Origin of the sequence: Pantoea sp. DY-17 (genome assembly GCF_019795975.1) — a bacterium.
GTDB lineage: Bacteria > Pseudomonadota > Gammaproteobacteria > Enterobacterales > Enterobacteriaceae > Pantoea > Pantoea leporis.
In genome coordinates this window covers 417,770-441,541 of sequence record NZ_JAIMIG010000001.1, presented here as the reverse complement: position 1 = coordinate 441,541, position 23,772 = coordinate 417,770, and the positions used below count along the sequence as shown (strand labels likewise).

Here is a 23,772-nt window from a genome sequence, read left to right as displayed (position 1 = left end):
AGTTCTCCTCAGGCGCGTGGGCCAGCGTAATCGTCGGTCCAGCGCTGCTGGTCCTGCATCAGGGTTTGCAGACGTGCCAGTTGCTCACGTACGCGTGCCGGTGCGGTACCGCCGTAGCCGCTACGGGCCGCCAGCGCGGCTTCCAGCGTCAGCGCACTGCGCACCTCCGGCGTTAAGCGGACATCCACCGCCTGCAGTTGCGCATCGCTGAGATCCGACAGACCGCAGTTTTCGCGCTCGCACAATTGCACCAGCTGGCCGGTGATCTCATGCGCTTCGCGGAACGGCACACCGCGCATCGCCAGCCAGTCGGCCACTTCGGTCGCCAGCGTGAAGCCGTCCGGTGCCTGCTCGCGCATCACGTCGGTGTTGAATTTCAGCGTCGCCATCATGCCTGCCATCGCCGGTAGCACCAGCAGCAGCGTATCCACCGCATCAATCACGTTGCGTTTGTCGTCGCTGAGATCGCGGTTGTAGGAGAGCGGCATCGCTTTCATGGTGGTGAGCAGCGCCATCAGATTGCCGACCAGGCGGCCAGTGCGGCCGCGCGTCAGTTCGGCGATGTCCGGGTTTTTCTTCTGCGGCATGATGGAGCTGCCGGTGGCGTAGCTGTCATGCAGCTCGACCCAGCGGAACTGGCGCGATGCCCACATGCACACTTCTTCGCACAGGCGTGACAGGTTGATGCCGATCATGCTGGTGACAAACAGGAATTCAGCGGCATAGTCGCGGCTGGCAACGGCATCAATGGAGTTTTCGCACGGCGCGAGATAGGAAAGATCGGCGGCGGCCTGCTCCGGCTGGCGCGCAATGGCAGAACCGGCCATTGCCGCGGCACCGAGCGGACAGCGTGCGCTGCGGCGATCCCAATCCTGCATACGTTCAATATCGCGGGCAAAGGATTGCGCGTGAGCCAGCAGTTGATGACCCAAAACAATCGGCTGCGCCTGCTGCAGATGCGTGAAACCGGGCGCGACGCTTTCGGTGTGCTGTGCCGCCTGCTCGACCAGCGCCTGCTGCAAGGCCAGCAACGCGCTCACCACCTTGCGACCGTTGTCGCGCAGGTAAAGACGCAGGTCGTTAACGGTTTGATCGTTACGCGAACGCCCGGCGCGCAGCTTGCCGCCCAGCGGACCTAAACGCTCGGTCAGCGCGCGTTCGATAAAGGTGTGCACATCTTCGTCGGCGGCAATGGGATGTAGCTGACCGGCGCGATAATCGGCGTCTAACGCGTCAATGGCCGCCAGCATGGTGCTGAGCTCTTCGGCGCTCAGCAGCTCGCCGCGTGCCAGTTCACGGGCATGCGCCCGGCAGCCCGCCAGATCGTAAGGTGCCAATGCAAAGTAATAATCCGGGCTACGAGACAGCGCGGTTAAACTCGCCGCCGGTGCCGCTTTAAAACGCGCGCCCCATAACAGTTCGGCATTATCAGACATGCTATTTCCCCTTACAGATAATCATCAGCGATATGAAAAAGATATGGATGAGCCAGTTGAAATAATAAACACTTATTTTATGGCTACACTGGTAAATAGGGCCTATTTCAGGTTCACTGTACTTTCACCGCAATTATTCCGGAGTTGAATAGCAAAAATGGAAAGTAAAGTTTCCCAGTCCGGAAACAATGCAAATAATCGCAGCGATAATGCGGTTCTGGCACTGAGTAATATCGATTTAAAATTACTGCGGGTATTTAAATGCGTGGTAGAAGCGGGCGGATTAACCGCTGCCAGCCACGAATTGAATATTGGTCTGGCGGCGATCAGTAAACAGGTTTCCGATCTGGAAATTCGTCTCGGTATGACGTTATGCAGCCGCGGACGCGAAGGTTTTGAGCTGACGCAGTACGGCATCAACGTCTACCAGGCCACGCTGGAGCTGTTCGTCTCGCTGAATCTGTTTCGCGAGCGGCTGCACAACAGTCGCAATGAACTGCTGGGTGACATTGCCATTTGCGTGGTGGATAACACCATCTCCGACCCGCAATCACCGGTCACCGCGGCGGTGCAACAGCTGCACCAGAAAGCGCCAAAGGTACAAATTCGACTGCAAACTGCGCAATTAGATGATATTGAGCGCGGCATCAGTGAAGGCCGTTTTCATTGTGGTATTGCACCGGTTTATGAAATGAAAAGTGATTTTGATTACTTCCCGCTTTATAAGGAATATTCAAAATTATATTGCTCTATGTCACATCCTTTATATTCGGGATCGTGCGATAAAAATATATCGCTGGACATATTACGTGAGCAGAAAATTATTAATCATTTATATGTGACGCCGCGCGACGATCGTCGCATCATTCCCTTACAGGACAGCGGCGTGCAGGCGGTTCAGGTTGAATCTGTCGCCATGCTGATTTTAACCGGCCATTTTATTGGTTATTTACCGGAACATTATGCCGCCGCGTTTATTGCGCGTGGGCAGCTGTGTGAGTTGGGTGATGATTCGACTCGCCGTGAAAACCCGTTTTGTTTGATGATGAAGAAGGGCCGCAAAATAAACCCGATTATCCGGCTGTTTATGCAGGCGCTGGGGATTGGCGAGGCGGAAGGACCGCACTGAGTTGGTGCATTTTGGGATTGTGCTCGCTGTCCCCGGTCTGTGCTCGCTGTCCGTCCAGTTTTGTGCTCGCTTTCCCCGGTCTGTGCTCGCTGTCCCCCTCCTCGGTCCTCCCCCATAAATGGGGGAGGAAGATGCTGCCATATGTCAGTGATGAAGCTGCATGTGGCAGCGTCTCCTTCCCCCACTTGTGGGGGAAGGCCGGGATGGGGGACAGCAGGCACAAGCACAATCACCCCAACACCTTATACATCACCGTAGTCGCATCCAGCACACCTTCGGTTGACTCGGCATACAGCGGAATCGACCCAGCAATCTGCCAATCCATCGACAAATAGAGATCCGTTGCCACGTCGCCGCTGCGCGTATCCAGCACCAGCAGGGTTTTCCCCTGCTGTGCCGCCAGCTGTTCCGCCTGCTGCATCAGGCGGCGCGCGATGCCCTGACGTCTGGCGCGGGGATGCACCAGCAGCTTACTGATCTCCGCCCGATGGCGACCGTTCGGCATTGCGCTGAATCCCACCATCACCGTCGCCATAATCACGCCCTGCTGATACGCCACCAGCAGCTGATTGTCGCCGCTCGCCAGGCTGTAAATTTTGTCCTGCCAGAAGCGCTCAATGGCCGCGCGATCGTCCGCATCAATAAAGCCCACGCTGGCGCCATCGGCGACGCAGCCCTGCAGCACATCACACAATGCCGCCAGCAGCGGCTGCGCCTGGGTGGCGCTGAGAGGTTCGATGTCAATCATGGTTTGCATACCACCAAAATGTAGCGCGCGCCGCCTTCGGCATGGGCAGCAAACGCGGATTTGCCAGTGAGATGAAAGCGCAGACAGTCGCCTGCCTGCAGCGTCCAGTGCTGATCGTCCATGCTGATGGTCAGCTCGCCCGATTGCAGCCAGATGTGCTGCTCAAGTCCCTGAATCGGCGGCGCATCGTAATCGATGCGCGCGCCAGGACGCAGCACACCTTCCACCACTTCCGCTTTAAAGTGGCTGGCGGGCGGTGATACGTTGCGGCGCTGGAAGCCGCTGGCGTCATCGCGCCATACCGGCTGTTGCGCCGCTTTCAGCAGCAGCGCGGCCTCCTCTTCCACCTCGCTCAGCAGGCGCGACATGGTCAAGCCGTAGGCCACGCAAAGGCGGTTAAGCAAAGCGGCTGTGGGGCTCGTTTCGGCGCGTTCAATGCGCGACAACGACGCCCGACTGATGCCGGTCGCCATCGCCAATTCATCTAATGACCAACCGCGTTGAACGCGTAATTCAGCCAGTCGCGCCGCCAGTCGATCGTCGGTATCCGAAGCAGACATCTTCACCTCTCATATACGGGAAATAAATCTCACATATGAGATATGACCTTAAATAAATAAAACGGTCAAGTTGTACAATTAAAAAATCATTGTACAACCCAGTCGTGGGGGTTAAGGTGTTGTTATGCAGGTCAGAATTTTTGAGGACTTTATGGCCTTATACAGTATCGGGGATGTGGCCGAACGCTGTGGAATCAACCCGGTAACGCTTCGCGCCTGGCAGCGACGTTACGGTCTGTTAAAACCCCAGCGTACCGAAGGTGGTCATCGGCAGTTTGATGATGAAGATGTTCAGCGTATCGAAGAGATAAAACGCTGGATAGAGAGCGGCGTGCCCGTTGGCAAAGTGAAAGCGTTGCTGGAAGGCGCGACGGTCAATGTGGATGACGGTTGGTCGGCGCTGCAGGAAGAGTTGATGAGCGTACTGCGCCACGTTCGCCCGGCAAAATTGCGCGTTAAAATTGCCAATATTGGCCGGGAACATCCGGTGGATGCGTTAATCGATCACGTGTTCGTGCCGGTTCGCCAGCGTCTTGGTTTAGATCAGAACACCGCGCGCACCATGTGCAGTCTGCTTGATGGCGCGCTGATTGATTATGTGGCGTTTTGTCTGGCCTGTGGACGTAAAAAAGCCGGTAAAGATGCCTTGATGCTGGGTTGGGCGGTGGAGGATCGTACCCGCATCTGGCTGGAAGCCTGGCGTTTGTCGCAGCAAGGCTGGCGCATGGATGTGTTGGCGGAGCCGCTGGACATGCCACGCCCTGAGTTATTCCCCGGACAAAACCTGTTTATCTGGACCGGCAAAAAGCCGACGCGCCGTCAGGTCGAGCAGTTTGAACACTGGCAGGCGCAGGGTTTTGCCATTCACCTGCACGATCCCGCATAAGTAAAATCGCACACACGGCCTTTGCCTGGCGTGGTGTGCGCGTTATCATGCCGCCCTAAATTTCTTTTCTCAGGTCTCCTCATGAACTGGAATAAACTCCTTATCGGTTCCCTGTTTGCCATCATGGCGCTTGGCGGCATGGGCGGCATGATGCTGGTCGGTTACAGCCTCATTGTGCATACCCACTAAGTTTGCGCTGCACGCGCTCTAGCAGGCGATCGCAAATCAACGCCAGCAGCGCCACCAGCAGCGCGCCCTGAATCACATAGGCGATGTTAAAGCCGCTTAGACCGATAATCACCGGCGATCCCAGACTCTCCGCGCCCACCGTGGAGGCGATAGTTGCCGTGCCGATGTTGATCATCACCGAGGTTCGCACGCCCGCCATGATCACCGGTGCCGCCAGCGCCAGCTCAATCTGCCACAAGCGTCGCCACGGCCCCATGCCGAGGCCGACTGCGATTTCACGATTGCTGGCCGGTACGCTATCTAAACCTGCCAGCGTGCCCTGCAAAATCGGTAGCAAGCCGTAGAGAAACAGCGCCATTACCGCGGGCGTGGCACCAAACCCCATCACTGGCACCGCAATCGCTAACACCGCAACCGGCGGAAAGGTTTGCCCGGCCGCCGCCACGGTTTCCAGCAGCGGACGAAAGGCGCGCCCGGCGTGACGCGTAGCAAACACCGCACAGGCAACGCCGACCAGCAACGCCAGCAGGCTGCCGCTGACCACCAACGCCAGATGCGCCAGCGCCAGCCGCCAGAAACTCTCCTGCTGATACAGCGGACGCTCGAGCTGTGGAAACCAGTGAGCAAACAGCGGACCGCTGTGCGGCAAGCCCCACAGTAGCAGCAGAAAGGCCGCCAGCAGCCAGTAGAGCGGATCGCGTAACAGCCGCATCAGCTCGCCTCCCGCTGGCGCAGCAGATCGCTGAAGTGCAGCACGCCCAGCGGCTGTTGCTGCTGATCGATCACCGGCAATTTATCGGTGCGGCGCGCAATAAATTGCGACAGCGCTTCACGCAGCGTCAGCGATTCGGCAATCGGTTCGGCGTCCAGCCATTCACCGCGTCGCGCCGCGCTGCCCGCACGTCCCAGCGCCAGCAAACGCACGCCGAGCTCGCTGCGACCAAAGAACTCGCGGGCAAAGTCGTTCACCGGCTGCGTCAGCAGATCGATTGGCCTGCCCTGCTGCACGATTTCGCCGCCGTCCATCAGCACCAGCTGATCGGCCAGCGTCAGCGCTTCGTCGATGTCGTGCGTCACCAGCACCACGGTGCGACCGGACATTTTCTGAATGCGCAGCATCTCGTGTTGCAACGCCAGACGGTTAACCGGATCGAGCGCGCCGAAAGGTTCATCCATCAGCAGCAACTCGGGATCGGCCGCCAGCGCACGCGCCACGCCGACGCGCTGCTGCTGTCCGCCCGACAGCTGATGCGGCATGCGCGTCGCCAGATGGCTGTCGAGATTGAGCAGCGCCAGCAGCTCATCGACGCGTTGAGTGATCTTCGCCTGCGGCCAGCCGAGCAGCGAGGGCACGGTGCCGATGTTCTTCGCCACGTTCCAGTGCGGAAACAGGCCAATCGACTGAATGGCATAACCGATGCGACGACGCAACGCGCGCGCATCCATGTTTTCGATGGCTTCGCCAGCAAAACGGATTTCGCCGCTGTCGTGCTCCACCAGCCGGTTGATCATCTTCAGTGTGGTCGATTTACCCGAACCGGAGGTGCCAATCAGCACGGTAAAACTGCCCTTCTCAATCTTTAGCGACAGGTTACGTATCGCCTCTTTGCCAGCGAACACTTTGCTCACCTGGTGAAATTCAATCATGACGTCTCTCCAGCAGTGCCGACAGTAAACGCAGCAGCGCATCAAAAATCACCGCCAGCGCCACCACCGGAATCACGCCCAGCAGCACCAGATCCAGCGCGCTGCTCAGCAATCCCTGAAAAACAATGGCGCCGAATCCGCCCGCCCCAATCAGCGCCGCGACCACCGCCAGGCCCACGGTTTGCACCACCACCACGCGCAGCCCGGAGAGCCACACCGGCAGCGCCAGCGGCAGTTCGGCGTGCCAGAACTGTTGCCACGCGCTCATGCCCATGCCGCGCGCGGTTTCACGCACTTCCTGCGGCACCTGCTGCAAACCGGCCACCACGCTGCGCACCAGCGGCAGCAGCGCGTAGAGCACCAGCGCAATCAAGGCCGGTGCAATACCGATGCCGCTGATGCCCCAACGGGCCAGCAGCGGAAAATGCGCCACCAATCCCGCCAGCGGCGCAATCAGTAAACCGAACAGCGCCACCGACGGCACCGTTTGAATCAGGTTAAGCACGCTAAATGCGGCATTCTGCCAGCGCGGACGGCGCGCAATCGCCAGCCCGAGCGGCAATCCGATGATTACCGTCGGCAGCAGCGTGCCGCCCAGCAGCCACAAATGCTGCGTGAAGGCCGCATCAAACACCGCCGTGCGGTTGGCGTACTCTTTCAAAAGCGAGAGACGATCAAGATGACCGCTGAGTAACAGCGCCAGCGGCAGCAGCCAGATTTGCAGGTTGAGCACAATGCGCCACGGGGTACTGCGGGTGATTTGCCGGACCGCTTCCGCCGCCAGCAGCAGCGCCAGCGCCGCCGCACACCACAAGCCGCTGCCAAACGCGGTGCGCGCCAGCGGGCTCCCGCTGTTCGCCAGTTGCGTGGCCTGTTGTCCGGCCAGCCAGATGAGTAAGGCCAGCAGCACTTCCGCCGCCAGCAGCACCGATATCGCGTGAATGCGGCGCGGCGGCCACCACAAGCTCTGCCACAGCCACAGCAACGGGATGAACAGCAGTATGCTGTTGGTCACCTGCCATAACGTCAGCGGCTGGCCAGAGACCAGCCGATTGGCGGCAAAGCTCAATAGCGGCAAGGCAAACAGCGCCAGCGTGATAAGCGCGATTAACACCAGCAGCACCGGCTGCTGGCGCGGTCGGAATAACAACGACGACACTGCTTACAGCAACTTATTGGTCTGTAGCCACTGTTTCGCGACCTGGCTGGCATCCTGACCATCCACCGCGATCTGCGCATTCAGCTGCTGCAGGGTTTTCTCATCCAGCTTGCTGAAGACCGGCTGCAGCCAGTTGCCGATGTCCGGATATTGTTTGAGCACGCTTTCGCGGATCACCGGCGCAGGGGCATAAATCGGCTGCACGCCTTTCGGATCGCTCAGCGTTTGCAGGCCCAGCGCCGCTACCGGACCGTCGGTGCCGTACGCCATCGCCGCGTTCACGCCAGAGGTTTGCTGCGCCGCCGCTTTGATGGTCACGGCGGTGTCGCCACCGGCCAGCGACAGCAGCTGCGCCTGCTCCAGTTTGAAGTTGTAGGCTTTTTCAAACGCCGGTAACGCATCGCTGCGTTCGATAAATTCCGCCGAGGCAGCCAGTTTGAAAGTGCCGCCTTTTTTCAGGTAAGCGCTGAGATCGTCCAGCGTGTTGAGGTTGTTCTTCTGCGCCACGTCGCCGCGCACCGCAATCGTCCAGGTATTGTTAGCTGGCGCGGGCGTCAGCCACACCAGATGATTTTTCTCGGCGTCGAGTTTTTTCACCTTCTCGTAGCCCTGCTGAGCGTTCTTCCACGCCGTGTCTTTTTCATCGTTGAAGAAAAATGCGCCGTTGCCGGTGTATTCCGGGTAGATATCCAGCTCACCGGCGGTGATCGCGCCGCGCACCACTTGCGTGGTACCGAGCTGGATTTTATTGACGGTTTTTACCCCATGTTTGTCCAGCACCTGCAGAATAATGTTGCCGAGTAGCGAGCCTTCGGTATCAATTTTGGAACCGACTTTCACCGGATCCGCCGCCTGCGCTGCACCCATGCTCATTGCCAATGCCATCATTCCCAATAAACCCTGCTTTATCATCCCGCTTCCCTCATTTGTTTTCATTGTGTGACTATCAAGCGTAGCCTGGCGAAAGGGGATAGGCGCGGTCAAGCGGCTTACTTCGTGCTTTTTTTGCTATCAATAGCCTATGGGTTATAACCAAAACGCAGCACATATAACCAATTGGAATTTTCGATGTTAAGACGGCGGCTTATGCTCACAGTCCCACTCATTACAATAAATTACAAAACATCATGACCGACTTAGCTTCTCCGGCGCACGTCGCGCAGGCAGGGAATGTCCCCACCGGTGAGACCAAATGGATCCGCAGCGCGGCCGATGTCTCCGGGCTGGTGAACAACAGCAACGAATCACGCAGCAACGCGCGCATCGTCATCGCGATTGCGCTGGGCGGCGTGTTCCTTGACGCCTACGATCTCGGCGCATTGGCGTTTGGCATCAAAGACGTGACGCGCGAGTTCCAGCTGACGCCCGCAGGCACCGGCATGGTGGCATCGGCGATTACCTTTGGTGCGATTGTCGGGGCGCTGATTGGCGGCTACCTCACCGACAAAATCGGTCGCTATCGTGTGTTTATGGCCGACATGTTTTTCTTCGTGGTGGCAGCGTTAGCCTGTGCGTTCGCGCCAAACGAATATGTGCTGGCCAGCGCGCGCTTTGTGATGGGACTGGGCGTCGGGATCGATTTACCGGTGGCGATGGCGTTTCTCGCCGAGTTTTCGAAGCTGCGCGGGCAAGGTAACAAGGCCGCCAGCGTGGCGATGTGGTGTCCGACATGGTACGCGGCGATCAGTATTTCCTATCTGCTGGTTCTGCTGCTGTATGCGGTGTTGCCCGAAACCCACACCGATTGGCTGTGGCGTTTGATTCTGGGTTTTGGTGCGGTGCCTGCGCTGCTGATCATCGCTATTCGCAGCCGTTACATGAGTGAGTCGCCGATTTGGGCAGCCAATCAGGGCAACCTCACAGGCGCGGCGGAGATTCTGCGCAACTCTTACAACATCAACGCGCAGGTGGCAGATGACGCCGATCTGACGCCGCAGAAAGCGGTACGTAAAGCCAGCTGGCGCAACTACGGCGCGCTGCTGCAGGGCGTCTATCGTCGTCGTACCATTCTGGCAACCGTCACCTCCATCGCCTCGTCGTTTGCCTATAACGCGGTGGCGTTTGGCCTGCCTGTGATTATCTCCAGCTTCTTTGCGCAATCGATGCTGACCACCATTCTGGTATCGCTGGCGCTGAATCTGCTGTTTGCCTTTGTCGGCGGCTTGCTGGCGGTGCGGCTGGTGCCGCGTCTCGGCGCGTGGAAGATGTCGGTGGCCGGTTACGCCTGTCAGTGCGTGGCGCTGCTGGGACTGGCGTTGATTGGTCGTCCGGAAGGCGGCGAACAGGCGGCGGTGGCGATTGCCATGCTGGCGCTGTTCCTGTTTGGTCAGGGCTTTGGTCCCGGCTCGCACACCATGACATTTGCCTCGCTAAGCTATCCAGCTTCGCTGCGCGGCGTGGGCGTCGGCTTCAACCAGACGCTGATGCGCGGCAGTTCCACCGTGTCGCTGTTCACCTTCCCGCTGCTGGTGGCGGCGTTTGGTACCGGCGTGTTCTGGGTGATTTTCCTTGCGCCGCTGATTGGCTTACTGGCGCTGCTGGCGATTCGCTGGGAGCCGTCGGGTTACGACGTGGATGCGGAAGATTTTCAGTGATGGATTAACAGAGGTCGCCATAAATGGCGACCTTCGTCTTTAAGCCGTCAGGCGAAACTCGCCCAGCGTATTGGGAATGCGCGGGAAGGTATGCAAAAACCACGGCGTGAACTGCGCCGGATTCTCCTGCATCTCCTGCTGAATCTGCGCAATCGAGCGATAGCACCATGCATCCGCCTCTTCCGGGTTGAGGACCGGCTGCTCATCGCTGATGGCGAAGAACACGTGGCCATATTCATGCTCGGTCAAGCCGTTACTCAGCGGCAGGTTGTAGCTCAGCTCAAACACCGGCGTTAACGCAACATTCATGCCCATCTCTTCACGCAAACGGCGCTCGGCGGCATCGCGCGTGGATTCCTGCGGATAGGGATGACTGCAGCAGGTGTTACTCCACAATCCACCACAGTGATATTTAGTGCTGGCACGGCGTTGCAGCAGCACTTCATGGCGCGAATTGAACACGTAAACCGTCACCGCGCGATGCAGCAATCCTTTTTCATGCACTTCCAGCTTTTCCATTTTGCCGATAGGGCGATCGAGGTGGTCAACGAGAATAACTTCAATGGCGGGCATGACAACTCCTTCGGAAAATTCGCAGCTATTGTACACAACCTCCAAAGGGTTGATGGAGGAAATAGCGCACATTCCGTGCGTTAACGTGGGCACATTAAAGCGTAGCAGCCTGCGGAGAATTCAGCATAAAAAAGCGGGGAATGGCGTTAATAGAGAAGATGTGTGCGGTGTGTGAGAAGGCCGCCATGCATGGCGACCAACTCCACAAAACTTACAGCTTAAAGCTTTGTACCACCTGCTCCAGCTGCACGCTTTGCTGCTGCATCGACTGCGCGGCGGCTGAAACCTGCTCGACGAGCGCGGCGTTCTGCTGAGTGCTGCCGTCCAGCTGGGTAATCGCCACGTTAACCTGATCGATGCCCATGCTCTGCTCGCGGCTCGCTGACATGATTTCGCTCATCAGCGTAGTCACGCTGCTGACGCCCTGCATCAGCTCATCCATGGTTTGCCCGGCCTGCTCCACCAGTTGGCTGCCGGTATCAATATTCGCCACCGACTCCTCAATCAGCTTCTTAATTTCACGCGCCGAGTTAGCCGAGCGCTGTGCCAGGTTGCGCACTTCCGAGGCCACCACGGCAAAACCGCGCCCCTGTTCACCGGCGCGCGCCGCCTCTACCGCGGCGTTCAGCGCCAGGATGTTGGTCTGGAAGGCGATGCTGTCGATGACGCTGATGATATCAACCACTTTGCGCGAAGAGTGATTAATCGCGCCCATGGTGGTGACCACCTGACGCACCACTTCGGTACCGCGTGCCGCAACCTGCGACGCGCCATCCGCCAGCTGATTCGCATGCGTGGCGTTATCGGCGTTCTGACGTACCGTGCCGGTCAGCTCTTCCATCGATGCTGCCGTTTCAACAATCGAACTGGCCTGCGATTCGGTACGCGCCGAGAGATCGGCGTTGCCGCTGGCAATTTCACGCGAAGCCGCCGTAATCGCCAGCGCGCTATCGCCCACCTGACGCATCAGGCCTTGCAGATAGGCGATGAACTGGTTGAAGCTCTGCGCCACGGCGTTGAATTCCGGGCTATTACTGGCGGGCAGACGCTGCGTCAAATCGGCACCGCCGGTCGATAAGGCTTCAATGTTGCTGTTCAGCACCGCGAGGCGTTTCATCATGGCGCGCACAAAGCCCAGCAGCACCAACAGCAGGATCACCGCCAGCGGAATCTGCACCAGCCCCAGACGCGTCAACATGCTGTGAGTTTGCGCATCCAGCAAGCTCGACGGCACATCGCTGGCGAGATACCACGGGCTACCGGCAATCGCCTGCACAAACAGCGTGTGTTCGCCATCTTCACCTGCAAAGGTGGTTTGCGCGGGCTGGCTGCCCGCCTGCGCCAGCAGACCTTTTAACGCGGACGCCATCGGCAGCTGGGTATCGGCGAGGTTTTCCAGCTTCGGCGCACCATCCACCAGCGCGGCGTTACCCACCACTTTACCGTCGGCTTCAACGATCAGTACGCGGCCCTGAATCGCCTCACCCATCTGTTTTGCCAGCTGGTTGAAGAAGCCGAGCGTCACGTCAATGGTCGCCACGCCCCATACGGTGCCATCGCGATAGATCGCCATCGCGCAGTTGGTACGCGGCTGCGGGCTGGCAGCATCCTGATAGGCTTTTGCCCATGCGCACTGGCCCTTCGGCGCGCTCAAACCATCTTTGTACCAGGATTGCTCCCAGTATTTGTCGGCGGCGTCCGAGTTCCAGTAAGTGTTGACCTGCAGCTGGTTACTGGCGTTGCGCGCAAAGAACGAACTGTCTTTCTCTTTGGCCGGATCGCGACGGTTCGGTAACGGCCAGATGCCACCGCCGAACACGTTACTGTCCTGATATTGGTTAACTAAGGCGGGCAGCAAGGTATCAATGGCAGCGCTGTCCATCACGCCTGCGGCTTCGGTAATGGCGCGCTGCTGTGCCTGTACGCGGTTCATCTGCTCGACGATGCGTCCGGCCAGGCCGTCCACTTCGTAACGTACCAGACGACTTTCATTTTCGGAGAGTTGCGGAGCGATAAACTGATTAATTACCAGCACGGTAACCAGCATCAGACCGGCAAAAAAGGCGACCAGCGTCGCGGTGAAACGGGATTGTGTTGTTTTGAACATTATGTGTGCCCTTACCCTGGTTGGCGAGTTGCCTGATCGAGGTTAACGGCGTGTTAATGGGGAACTTGAGGTGAGCACGATCACAAAGCAGTGAAATAGTTGATTTGGGTGATAATTTAAAATCGTAGGGTCGGCATCGATGCCGACCTGATTTACGGAGCGGGAGTTTCAACCACTTCCTGGCGCGGCCGGAACACATGATTATTGCCGTCCGCCAGCAAACGTTGCAGCAGCTGCTGCCCACCGCGATCGTCAGCCTGCGCAAACTGGCGTTCGGCTTCGGTAATTGGCGTGGACCAGAGCAGATTCACGCGGTCGCCATCGCGTTTCGGCAGGCGGAATTGCGCCGCTTCGGTAGCGAGATCGTTGGCCAGCAGGAAGCTTTCAAAGCCAACCGGCGCCACTTCCGACGCCAGCGTATGCCCTTCGCCAATCCAGGTCAGGCGCGCCCACGGCAGATGGGCAAACTCAGCCAGCGCGCTCGCCATCTGCACCGCATTGGCTTCGGTCATCACTTCACCGTCCACCGCCATCGCCAGCTCGACGCGGCGATACTGCGGCGCCAGCTCGTCAAACAGGTGATCCACCTGCGGCATCGGACGGATCCCCATGCCAAGCGTCAGGAAATACCAAACGCCATTGTGCAAGTGCTGTGAAATCGCCATTGGCGGCCAGTTGCCTTGATCGATGGAGTAATATTTTACCGATTCGCCAAACTGCGCCTGATAACACTGCATCAGCTCGCGCTGCACCACATCCCACAAGTGTCCGTCGTGCCAGTCACGCCAGAAGTGACGCTGCTGTTCAGCGCGCGCGTAGTAATCGTTGGTGGAGGCCGATCCCAGCGGTGCGGTCAGGCGATTCTCTTTGATGCAGGCAGCAGAAAAACTCACCTGCTTATCCTGATACAGGCTCCAGCCGGGGATCACCGCCAGCAGTTGACCGTAATACCACAGCGCGGCGCCGTCGTCGCTGGGCTCCCACAGCACCTGTAAGCCGGCGGGATCGAGCATCGGCTCGGCTTCCAGCGTGCGGCAATACTCGGCACTCAGCAGCGGCGCGATGCCCTGCTCCATCGCTTCACGATCTTCCTGCGCGGGCGCAGGCAGCAGGTTACGCAGCCAGCAGCCGCGCACCGCGTATTGGCTGCGAAACAGGTCATTCGGCCAGATATAAAAATAGGCCGTACGCGCATCCTGCTCGACGATCGCGGTTAGTGTGTGTTGCTGATTCGGCACCTCAGCAATCAGAGGTTGGTGGGTCATAACGCCTCGATATTACCTGGAGGAATCCATTTTCCCCGAGAATAGAGCAGGATCGGCACTCGTGCCATGTGACACAAGGGTAAAACTCTCAAAGTGCCGGAAGGGAAAGATGAGTGCGGCTTATCATTTGCCGCTTAACACGCTGACAAGCTTCAAATTAATTTGCGATTCTTTTACCATTTCGCGTGATATGGTTTGCGCATTCACCTCTTTGGAGCTGCCATCATGGTGCTGCAAAACCTCGATCTGAACCTGCGTGACGTGGTTATTTTCGCGATGTTGGTGTGGCTGTTTATCCGTTATACATGGGTGATGACGTCGCTAACGCTGTTGCTGAGCGGCGTGGCGTTGCTGGTGTTATTACCGCTTGATATCTATTACAGCCTGCTGCCGCTGGCGCTGATTGGCCTCGGACTTGGCATGTTGCTGCACCATTATCAGCAACGTCAGCTGGCACTAAAACGTGAAGCGCGCACACCGCGCACCTACACGCAGAAAGAGGATGAGCTGCATTTGTAACGCTTAGCGGCCCATGCGCTGCATGGCGCGGGTATAAGCGCCGCGCTGAATCGACCAGCGCAGCAGCCCCGCAATCACCGCCATTTCCCGATCCACACGCCACTGCGTCAGCGGCCCAACCGGCTGCTGAATCTGCTGTTGTGCCCAGTCAGGCAACAATCCCATCCCCGCTTTCAGCATCACGCGCATTGCCGGTTTCGCCTGCCAGCTGGGTGCAGGCGCGTTAATCAGCAACTGCATCACCTCCAGCGTGCGCGCATCACAGAGCAACTCGGGCCGCATCAGTTGTAGATACGCCTCAACCGCCTGCACGCTTTTCGGCACCCGCTGTGCGCCAAGCGCCTCGGCAACTAATGCCGCTTCCTGATAGTAACGATCCTGATCGGCCAGGCTGAGCTGCGGATTTTTGTAGCGCAGATGCGCCGCCAGAAAACGGCTGGTTTCCGCAACGTGTACCCAGGTAAGCAGATGCGGATCGCTGGCGGCATACGGCTTGCCCGCGTTATCGACGCCGGTGACGCGCAGGTGAATCCGTTTGACGCGGTCGATAAGGATGTTGGCATCGGCGGTGTTACCGAAGGTGGTGACGGCGATAAACTGGCTGGTGCGCCGCAGGCGGCCCATCATGTCCTGCCGGAAATTGGAGTGATCCCACACGCCCGCCAGCGCCGCCGGATGCAGCATCTGCAGCATTAAGGCGCTGATACCGCCGCACAGCATCGAGGGGAAGTCGCCATGGACGCGCCAGATAACGTGGTCCGGGCCAAATAAGCCGGGATCGCCAGGCGGTTGCGAGATGTCGAATTCGTTGAGTGACAGGCCGTTGAGGCGGAAGACTTGCTGTTGGATGCGTTCGCGGATGTTCATGGGTTTGTGCGCTCATTGGCCTGGTCGGCATGAATGCCGACCCTACAAATCACCGAAGCATAACATGTAGGGTCAGCATTCATGCTGACCGAGCGAAAGAGCGCAACAATCTTACTTACAGATAATCAAACTGCGCATCCTGAGTGCGCACTGAATCCAGTCCAATCATCACGTTGATTTTGCCTGGCTCGGCAACCTGCTGCATCTTCTGGTTCCAGAATTTCAGCGCATCAACGTCGATCTTAAACTTCACGGTCTGCGATTCACCGGCTTTCAGCATGATGCGCTGGAAGCCGCGCAGCTCTTGCACCGGACGGCTAATGCTGGCGACCGGATCGTTGAGATAAAGCTGCACCACGGTTGCACCATCGCGTTTACCGCTATTGGTCACGGTCACTGACGCTTCCACCGAGCCGTTACGCGGCATAGTGCGTGAAGACATCTTCACCGGCGACACCGTGAAGGTGGTGTAGCTCAGGCCGTAACCAAACGGATAAAGCGGACCGTTCACCGCATCGTAGTAGTGCGAGGTGTACTTGTTCGGCCTGGCGAAGTTGTAGGGACGACCGGTTGGCAAGTGGTTGTAATAAATCGGAATCTGGCCCACCGAACGCGGGAAGGAGACCGGCAGCTTGCCCGACGGGTTGTAATCGCCGAACAGCACATCGGCGATCGCGTTGCCGCCTTCAGTACCGCTAAACCAGGTTTCCAGCATCGCATCGGCTTGCTGATCTTCCTTCGCCACCGTCAGCGGACGGCCGTTCATCAGCACGATCACCAGCGGTTTGCCGGTGGCCTTCAGTGCGGCCAGCAGCTTCTGCTGACTTTCCGGGATCACCAAATCGCTGCGGCTTGAGGCTTCGTGCGCCATGCCCTGCGCTTCACCCACGGCAGCCACCACCACATCAGCTTTTTTCGCCTGCGCTACCGCTTCGTCAATCAGCTCCTGCGGTGAACGCTTGTCCACGCTGACCGCCTGCTCATACAGATTGAGGAAGTCCTGAATGCCTTTGTTGTCGGTGATGTTAGCGCCTTTGGCGTACAGCACCGTGCCTTTGCCCGCCATCGCATTGCGCACGCCTTGCAGCAGCGGAATCGACTGTTTCGCTACGCCGGCGGCCGACCAGCTGCCCATGATGTCGCGCTGGCTATCCGCTAGCGGACCCACCAACGCAATGGTGGCGTCTTTCTTCAGCGGCAGCGTTTCGCGCCAGTTTTTCAGCAGCACAATGCTTTTACGCGCCACGTCACGCGCTTCGGCGCGATGCAAACGGCTTTCCGCATTGGTGTCCTGCGGATCGCCCTCTTTCGGCCCTAAATGACTGTAAGGATCGTTAAACAAGCCCATGTCATATTTGACGTTCAGCACATGGCGCGCGGCATCGTCCACTTCCGCCATGCTCACCGCGCCGCTCTTCACCAGGCCCGGCAGATATTTGCTGTAGTACTCGTCGCTCATGCTCATGTCGATGCCTGATTTCATCGCAATGCGCACCGCATCCTGTGGATCGCTGGCCACGCCGTGTTTAATCAGTTCTTTAATCGCACCGTGATCGCTAATGGTGATGCCTTTGAACTTCCAGTCGCCGCGCAGGATGTCTTTCAGCAGCCAACTGTCTGCTGTGGCCGGTGTGCCATTCAATGAGTTAAGCGCCACCATTACGCCACCGCTGCCCGCATCCAATGAGGCTTTATACGGCGGCAGATAATCCTGGAACAGGCGCTGCGGGCTCATGTCGACGGTGTTGTAATCTCGTCCACCTTCCACTGCGCCGTAGGCCGCGAAGTGCTTCACGCTGGTCATGATCGAGTAGCGATCCGCCGCGCTTTTGCCCTGCATGGCTTTCACCATGCTGCTGCCCATTTGCGCGCTGAGGAAGGTGTCTTCACCAAAGCCTTCCGAGCCGCGTCCCCAACGAGGTTCGCGGGACACATCAACCATCGGCGCCCACGTCATGTTGAGGCCGTCATCCGCGGCTTCATAAGCAGAGACGCGTCCCACCTCAGCGATGGCATCCAGATCCCAGCTTGCCGCCAGGCCAAGTGGAATCGGGAAAATGGTGCGCTGACCGTGCACCACGTCATAGGCGAAGAACAGCGGAATTTTCAGGCGGCTGAGCTGCATCACCTGATCCTGCATGGCGCGAATATCCTGACGCGTCACGGTGTTAAAAATTGCCCCGACCTGACCGTGCTGAATCATGTCGCGAATCGCCGATTTTGGCGTATCCGGTCCTACGCTGATCAAACGCATCTGCCCGATTTTTTCATCAAGGGTCATTTTGCTGAGCAGCTGATTCACAAAGGCGTCGCGCGCCTGTTCAGTCATCGGATGTGGGCCAAACAGATCGTCCGCGAAAGCGGGTTGCATGGCTAAGGAGACAGCGAGGCTAACAGAGTAAATCCATTTCATCAGGTCGGGTTCTCTTAAGTGACTGCGCAATATCGAAATAACCGGGGCAGTTTGCCACAAGATGAGGATAGCAGGTAGCCGCCATGTCACACCGCGCTCCTGTCGCTGGCGCATGCTACAGTAAAAGCGCCATGTTAAAGACAAGGATAGGCCAATGAATAACAACACTTCGCACCCTACTCTGCTCGCCGAACTGCGTCGTCTGGTCGGATCGTCGAACCTGTTAACCGACGCGGAACAGACCGCGCGCTACCGTAAAGGTTTTCGCTCGGGCGAAGGCGAAGCGCTGGCGGTGATTTTCCCCGGTTCGCTGCTTGAGCTGTGGCGTGCGTTGCAGGCGCTGGTGAGCGCCGATGCGATCATTTTGATGCAGGCCGCCAACACCGGCCTGACCGAAGGTTCCACGCCAAACGGCAACGATTACGATCGTCCAGTGGTGATCATCAGCACCTTGCGTCTGGATAAGTTGCAGCTGATCGACAACGGCAAACAGATCCTCGCCTTCCCCGGCAGCACGCTGTATCAGCTGGAAAAAGCGCTGAAGCCGCTTGGCCGCGAGCCGCATTCGGTGATCGGTTCCTCCTGCATCGGCGCCTCGGTAATGGGCGGGATTTGCAATAACTCGGGCGGATCGCTGATCAAACGCGGTCCGGCCTACAGCGAAATGGCGCTGTTTGCGCAGATTGATGCCAGCGGCAAACTCAAGCTGGTGAACCATCTCGGCATCGATCTCGGCCACTCGCCGGAAGAGATGTTGGGTCGGCTGGATGACGATCGCTGGCAGCAGAGCGATGTGCGCTGGGATGAACGTCACGCCTCGGATCATGAATACGCCGAACGCGTGCGCGATATCCATGCAGAGACGCCAGCGCGCTTCAACGCCGATGAGCGTCGCCTGTTTGAAGCCTCCGGCTGCGCCGGTAAGTTGGCGGTGTTTGCCGTGCGTCTGGATACTTTCCCCACCGAACCGCAGCAGCAGGTGTTCTACATCGGCACCAATAATCCGGCGGAACTGGGCGATATTCGCCGCCATATACTGGCGGAATTTACCCATCTGCCGATGGCGGGCGAATATATGCACCGCGACATTTTCGACATCGCCGAGGTGTACGGCAAAGATACTTTCGTGATGATTGATAAACTTGGCACCGACAAAATGCCGCTGTTTTTCACCCTGAAAGGCCGCGTGGATGCCTGGCTAGGCAAGCTGAACTGGGTGAAACCGCATCTCACCGATCGTTTATTGCAGCGCGTCAGCAGCTGGCTACCGGCGCATCTGCCTAAACGCCTGAAGCAGTATCGCGACAAATATGAGCATCACCTGATGCTGAAGATGTCCGGCGACGGCGTCGCCGAAGCGCAGGCCTATCTGACCGAATATTTCCGCGAAGGCGGCGGCGCGTTCTTCGCGTGTGACGCCAAAGAGGGCGCGCACGCGTTCCTGCATCGCTTTGCCGCCGCCGGTGCCGCGGTGCGCTATCACGCGGTGCATGCCGATGAAGTGGAAGATATTCTGGCGCTGGATATCGCGCTGCGTCGTAATGATGAAGCGTGGTTTGAACGACTGCCGCCCGAGTTCGATAACGATCTGATCCATCGTCTCTACTACGGCCACTTTTTCTGCCACGTCTTCCATCAGGATTACATCGTGAAAAAAGGCGTGGATGCGCATGCGTTAAAAGAGAAGATGCTGGCGATTTTAGCCGCGCGCGGCGCCGAGTATCCGGCCGAGCATAACGTGGGCCATCTGTATCAGGCGAAACCGCAGCTGCAGGCGTTTTATCAGCAGCTCGATCCCACTAACAGTTTTAATCCAGGAATTGGGAAAACCAGTAAGCAGAAGGGTTGGGCGGTTATAAAATAAACAACGATGTGGCCGTGTGTTAGGCCACATCTTTTCCGATCCGTAGCGGCGCAATTAATTGCGTTGTTTTGACCTTTTCATCGCAGTCAAATTGCGCGATAAATCGCGCCGCTACAGTAGGTGCAATCACGTCATTATGGCAACGGATCGCTTTGCTGATCTTGTGCTGCGGCCACGGCGCGGCGCTCGATGATCATGGTCTGCGGCGTCGATAGCATAATGCCCTCTTTGCGCAGACGCGTCAGAATATCGAACAGCAGATCGCTCTTGGCACCGGAAATCTGGCGTTGACCGGCAACGTTGCCGGTGACGCTCAACACGATGCCCGCTGGCGTCAAATCTTTGAACGACACGGACGGCTCCGGCGTCTCCAGAATACGTTCGTTCTCCTGATACACTTCCAGCAGAATTTCACGCACCCGCACCGGATCGATATCCAGCGGGAACGTCAGCAAGATGGTGACCACGCCCTGCGCGTTACCCATGGTGGCGTTTCGCACGTTCTGCGAAATAAATTGCGAGTTCGGCACAATCACCGTTGATTTGTCGCCCAGCTGAATTTCGGTGGCGCGCACGTTAATACGACGGATATCCCCTTCAATGCCGCTGATGCTCACCAGATCGCCCACTTTCACCGGACGCTCGGTCAACAGAATCAGGCCGGAAATAAAGTTCTTCACAATCTCCTGTAAGCCGAAACCGATACCGACCGACAAGGCGCTCACAATCCACGCCAGTTTGTTCCACTGCAGGCCCATAATCGACAGCGTCAGCAGGATAATCAGCACGTAACCGATATTGCTGAACAGCGTCACCAGCGACACGCGCATGCCGACGTCCATGGTGGTTTTGGGCAGGAAATCTTTATCCAGCCAGCGACGCACCGAACGCAGCACGTAAATGCCCACCACCAGACAGAGAATTGCATTGACCATGTGCGCCGGCACAATGTTCAGCGACTCCAGCCCTTTGCCGCCCCAGAACTCAATCACCTTCTGGATCAGCTCAATCGGCGTTGATGAGGCAAAGGTGCCGTTCAGCAGTGCCAGCGCCAGAATGGCAATCAGCACGGTTTTACCCAGCGCGCTGAGCAGCGTCGCCGCCTGTTGCAGGTAACGCTCATCAATATTCAGCGTGGTTTGCAGGCGCTTGCCGGTGGCATTGCTGGTGGAGAACAGGCTTTCGCAGCCGTCATTCACCAGATGGCTGAGGAAGTAGAACGAACCAAACAAAATGCCGCACCAAATCACTTCATAGCTAAGGAAGCGCGCCAGCGTGACGTAACCGATGATCAGTGAAATCAGGATGCCGAGCGCCGTCAGCATCAGCGCCAGCTGCACCAATCCCACCAACGTTGAACGCGCTTCAGGCTGCTGACCTTCCTGCACCATGCGGCGGCGTACGCGGTTGATGCGCATGCCGATCGCCAGTCCGGTACTGCCAATCAGCAGCGCGGTCAAGCCGTTAGCAAAAATGGTGGTATTCAGGCTGGTGCCGACGCTGTAGTTGAAGGCTTCCACCGTCTGGAAAATAAACACCAGCGCCGCAGTGAACGGCGGGAACGGCTTCAGGGCTTGCGCGACTTCGTTGGAGATGGCCGGCAAACGCCAGCTTGGGCGACGTGTGGAGAGGAACGCGCGGCCTAAACCGGCAATCAAGCCGCAATAGACGCTGAGCTGCACCAGCCGATCAACAAAATCCTGCACATCACCCGAGACTTCATCACGGCGCGTAAAGGCCAGCGCGATGAAGTTAAAGGTGATCACCACCGCGGCCAGCGTGGTGAGCGCGGTGGTGGCGGCGAGGAAGCTGCGACGTAAGCGCCCCTCCGGCATCTTATGAATGCTGACCCAGGCAAAGAACTCTTCGCTGTAGCGACGGCCCAGCGTCATCACCAGCATCGCGGCAAACAGCCAGGCCACGGTGCCGAAACGCCAGCCAGATTCCCACGACAGCGCGGCGGTGTCCTGCAATTCAGTAATGAACTCGCTGATCTTCTCGCCATCAAGATCCTGACTGCTAACCAGCGGCGCCCAGAAGCGCGGGCCAAGGATACTGCCAGAGTTCAGCGCCAGCTGGCTTTTCAGCTGGTCACGACGCAGGTTGACGATCTGCGATGACAGCACCAGCGCACCGTTTTTGATGCCATCGGCTTGTTTGATCTGATCGTCCAGCTTGGCTTTCTGGCTCTCCAGCGCCGCACGTTTGCGCGTCACTTCAGGCGTCTCTTTCACGCCGCTGTCGGCTTTCGGTGCCGGGCCAAGAACCGCCAATTGCGCATCCAATTGCTGGCCCTGCGGGATCAACGCCTGGCCGAGGGTTTCGGCATTACCGGAAAGCTCCAGCGCCATCTCATTAAGCTGGTTGAGCTGGCTTTCATTGGTATCGCCCGAGACCTGGCCTTTAATTTTGTCGAGAATTTTCTGCATCTTAGGCAGCTCGACCGAGGCATTCACCTTGGGTGCGGCGTCCTCTGCCTGATCGTTGGGCGGCGTATCTGCGGCCACGCTCAGCGTGGGAGCTAACAGCACAAGCAGCAGTAAAAACGGGGTAAACAGATGACGAAACTTGAACATATGAATGAGATTCCAGCGTAATAACAGCCGATAAACGCAAGTGCGATCGTGAATGGCGGCTAGTTTAAGACGTTGCCGACACTGAAACTATAGGAATGAAGGTGTAAAACTTTGGCGCTAACGATAAGCGTTTTTGCAGATGAGCGTAACAACACAACGCACAATCTGTAGCGGCGTAATCTATTGCGCATCCTGCAGAATCTGCAATGGGCAATAGATTGCGCCGCTACGGTATGTGCGTGCTTTAAATCCAGTTATTCATTATTCGCGGTCAAACCTGACTTCTGCTTCTTATACGCCAGCGCAGCGGCCGGAACCGGTGCGGCTTTACCGGTTTCCAGCCAGTCGCGCAGGCGGTTGGCATCGGCGAAATGGGTATATTTACCAAAGGCATCCAGCACCACCAGCGCCACCGGACGGTTATTGATCACCGTACGCATCACCAGGCAGTGCCCGGCTTCATCGGTATAACCGGTTTTGGTCAGCTGGATGCGCCAGTCGTTTTTGTACACCAGATGATTGGTGTTACGGAACGGCAGCGCGTAGCTCGGATGTTTGAATACGGCGGTGTCTTCTTTGGTGGTGCTCAGTTCGCCAATCAGCGGGTACTGTCGCGTGGCTTTCAACAGCTTGACCAGATCTTCCGCGCTGGAAACGTTCTGAATCGACAGGCCCGTCGGCTCGACATAGCGCGTGTGCGTCATGCCAAGTGAGCGTGCTTTGGCGTTCATGGCGCGAATAAACGCATCGTAACCGCCCGGATAGTGATGCGCCAGGCTGGCGGCAGCGCGGTTTTCCGAGGACATCAGCGCCAGTAGCAGCATGTTGCGGCGGCTAATTTCGCTGTTCAGTTTGACGCGGGAGAACACGCCGCGCATCTCAGCGGTATGGCTGATATCCACCGACAGCATTTCATCCATCGGCAGTTTGGCATCCAACACCACCATCGCCGTCATCACTTTGGTGAGTGAGGCGATCGGACGTACGCGGTTAGGATGGCTGGAAAACAGCACCTTGTTGTTTTCCAGATCGACAATCATGGCACTGCCGGAGGCGATTTGCGGTTGGGCAATCGGCGCCAGGTTTGCGAGTGCCGCCGGCGCAGCGAGCGCGGGCGTTATAGCGGCTGGCGCGGCGACAAACAGCGCCAGCGACAGCAAGGAAATACGCATTTTTGCAGACATCGTGTCAAAAAAATCCGGTCAGGAGTTTTGCGCTGTGTTGAGACACAGGCCGCCCG

At 57.9% G+C, this 23,772-nt stretch carries 19 protein-coding genes; 5 read left to right on the top strand and 14 right to left on the bottom strand.

The features are described 5' to 3' along the window. Positions 1–8: 8 nt before the first annotated feature. Positions 9–1,436 carry an argininosuccinate lyase gene (gene argH, locus K5Y33_RS02155; RefSeq protein WP_222233174.1) on the bottom strand — a complete coding sequence of 476 codons (1,428 nt, stop codon included), beginning with the start codon at positions 1,434–1,436 and terminating at the stop codon, positions 9–11. A 157-nt stretch (positions 1,437–1,593) separates the two neighbouring features. Between argH and K5Y33_RS02150 the strand changes: the two genes are divergently transcribed. Further along, positions 1,594–2,565, top strand: coding sequence for a LysR family transcriptional regulator (locus tag K5Y33_RS02150; protein ID WP_192236582.1), 972 nt, complete (start codon positions 1,594–1,596; stop codon positions 2,563–2,565). A gap of 229 nt (positions 2,566–2,794) precedes the next feature. Here K5Y33_RS02150 and K5Y33_RS02145 read toward each other — a convergent pair whose 3' ends face one another. Together K5Y33_RS02145 and K5Y33_RS02140 are read right to left on the bottom strand one after the other, a co-directional pair. Continuing rightward, positions 2,795–3,313, bottom strand: a complete 519-nt coding sequence (locus K5Y33_RS02145) for a GNAT family N-acetyltransferase (protein ID WP_222233173.1) — start codon at positions 3,311–3,313, stop codon at positions 2,795–2,797. Continuing rightward, entirely contained in the window at positions 3,310–3,873 is a 564-nt protein-coding gene (locus K5Y33_RS02140) for a helix-turn-helix domain-containing protein (RefSeq protein ID WP_101763144.1), read from the bottom strand. The genes K5Y33_RS02145 and K5Y33_RS02140 overlap by 4 nt, the downstream gene beginning before the upstream one ends. Before the next feature lie 151 nt (positions 3,874–4,024). Between K5Y33_RS02140 and K5Y33_RS02135 the strand changes: the two genes are divergently transcribed. Beyond that, positions 4,025–4,759: a MerR family transcriptional regulator gene (locus tag K5Y33_RS02135; RefSeq protein ID WP_101763312.1), complete on the top strand. Its 735-nt coding sequence runs from the start codon at positions 4,025–4,027 to the stop codon at positions 4,757–4,759. A 169-nt stretch (positions 4,760–4,928) separates the two neighbouring features. Here K5Y33_RS02135 and K5Y33_RS02130 read toward each other — a convergent pair whose 3' ends face one another. The 4 genes from K5Y33_RS02130 to K5Y33_RS02115 are packed head-to-tail and all read right to left on the bottom strand — an operon-like array spanning position 4,929 to position 8,666. After that, positions 4,929–5,660, bottom strand: a complete 732-nt coding sequence (locus K5Y33_RS02130) for an ABC transporter permease (RefSeq protein ID WP_222233172.1) — start codon at positions 5,658–5,660, stop codon at positions 4,929–4,931. After that, the gene (locus K5Y33_RS02125; RefSeq protein ID WP_217547183.1) at positions 5,660–6,595 is read right to left on the bottom strand and encodes an ABC transporter ATP-binding protein; all 936 of its coding nucleotides are present in this window, start codon (positions 6,593–6,595) and stop codon (positions 5,660–5,662) included. Before K5Y33_RS02125 ends, K5Y33_RS02130 begins: the two co-directional genes overlap by 1 nt. Then, positions 6,588–7,754, bottom strand: coding sequence for an ABC transporter permease (locus tag K5Y33_RS02120; protein WP_101763147.1), 1,167 nt, complete (start codon positions 7,752–7,754; stop codon positions 6,588–6,590). Before K5Y33_RS02120 ends, K5Y33_RS02125 begins: the two co-directional genes overlap by 8 nt. 3 nt (positions 7,755–7,757) lie before the next feature. Beyond that, positions 7,758–8,666 (bottom strand): ABC transporter substrate-binding protein, encoded by a 909-nt coding sequence (locus K5Y33_RS02115; RefSeq protein WP_101763148.1) that lies wholly within the window; start codon positions 8,664–8,666, stop codon positions 7,758–7,760. A gap of 215 nt (positions 8,667–8,881) precedes the next feature. On the opposite strand from K5Y33_RS02115, the gene K5Y33_RS02110 reads away from it, so the two are divergent. Beyond that, entirely contained in the window at positions 8,882–10,348 is a 1,467-nt protein-coding gene (locus tag K5Y33_RS02110; protein WP_222233171.1) for an MFS transporter, read from the top strand. 39 nt (positions 10,349–10,387) lie between these two features. Here the strand turns inward: K5Y33_RS02110 and idi are convergent, their stop codons facing one another. From idi to K5Y33_RS02095, 3 genes are all read right to left on the bottom strand, one after another. Continuing rightward, positions 10,388–10,921, bottom strand: a complete 534-nt coding sequence (idi, locus tag K5Y33_RS02105) for an isopentenyl-diphosphate Delta-isomerase (protein ID WP_101763150.1) — start codon at positions 10,919–10,921, stop codon at positions 10,388–10,390. 211 nt (positions 10,922–11,132) lie between these two features. Further along, positions 11,133–13,028 (bottom strand): methyl-accepting chemotaxis protein, encoded by a 1,896-nt coding sequence (locus tag K5Y33_RS02100; RefSeq protein WP_192236589.1) that lies wholly within the window; start codon positions 13,026–13,028, stop codon positions 11,133–11,135. Between the two features lie 152 nt (positions 13,029–13,180). Then, complete coding sequence (locus K5Y33_RS02095; RefSeq protein WP_222233170.1) at positions 13,181–14,293, bottom strand: suppressor of fused domain protein; 1,113 nt, start codon at positions 14,291–14,293, stop codon at positions 13,181–13,183. 225 nt (positions 14,294–14,518) lie between these two features. Here K5Y33_RS02095 and K5Y33_RS02090 point away from each other — a divergent pair, with 225 nt between their 5' ends. Continuing rightward, entirely contained in the window at positions 14,519–14,812 is a 294-nt protein-coding gene (locus tag K5Y33_RS02090) for a hypothetical protein (protein ID WP_222233169.1), read from the top strand. 3 nt (positions 14,813–14,815) lie between these two features. Here K5Y33_RS02090 and K5Y33_RS02085 read toward each other — a convergent pair whose 3' ends face one another. Together K5Y33_RS02085 and bglX are read right to left on the bottom strand one after the other, a co-directional pair. Continuing rightward, positions 14,816–15,679, bottom strand: a complete 864-nt coding sequence (locus K5Y33_RS02085; RefSeq protein ID WP_222233168.1) for an oxygenase MpaB family protein — start codon at positions 15,677–15,679, stop codon at positions 14,816–14,818. 115 nt (positions 15,680–15,794) lie between these two features. Then, on the bottom strand, positions 15,795–18,092 hold the full coding sequence (gene bglX, locus K5Y33_RS02080; RefSeq protein WP_222233167.1) for a beta-glucosidase BglX: 2,298 nt from the start codon (positions 18,090–18,092) through the stop codon (positions 15,795–15,797). Between the two features lie 154 nt (positions 18,093–18,246). On the opposite strand from bglX, the gene dld reads away from it, so the two are divergent. Continuing rightward, on the top strand, positions 18,247–19,956 hold the full coding sequence (gene dld, locus K5Y33_RS02075) for a D-lactate dehydrogenase (protein WP_222233166.1): 1,710 nt from the start codon (positions 18,247–18,249) through the stop codon (positions 19,954–19,956). Positions 19,957–20,090: 134 nt separating this feature from the next. On the opposite strand, the gene K5Y33_RS02070 is transcribed toward dld, so the two are convergent. Both K5Y33_RS02070 and pbpG read right to left on the bottom strand, forming a co-directional pair. Then, positions 20,091–22,532: a DUF3772 domain-containing protein gene (locus tag K5Y33_RS02070; RefSeq protein ID WP_101763157.1), complete on the bottom strand. Its 2,442-nt coding sequence runs from the start codon at positions 22,530–22,532 to the stop codon at positions 20,091–20,093. A 254-nt stretch (positions 22,533–22,786) separates the two neighbouring features. Continuing rightward, a complete protein-coding gene (gene pbpG / locus K5Y33_RS02065) occupies positions 22,787–23,716 on the bottom strand; it encodes a D-alanyl-D-alanine endopeptidase (protein WP_137385419.1) in 930 nt (309 codons plus the stop codon). Positions 23,717–23,772 lie beyond the last annotated feature (56 nt).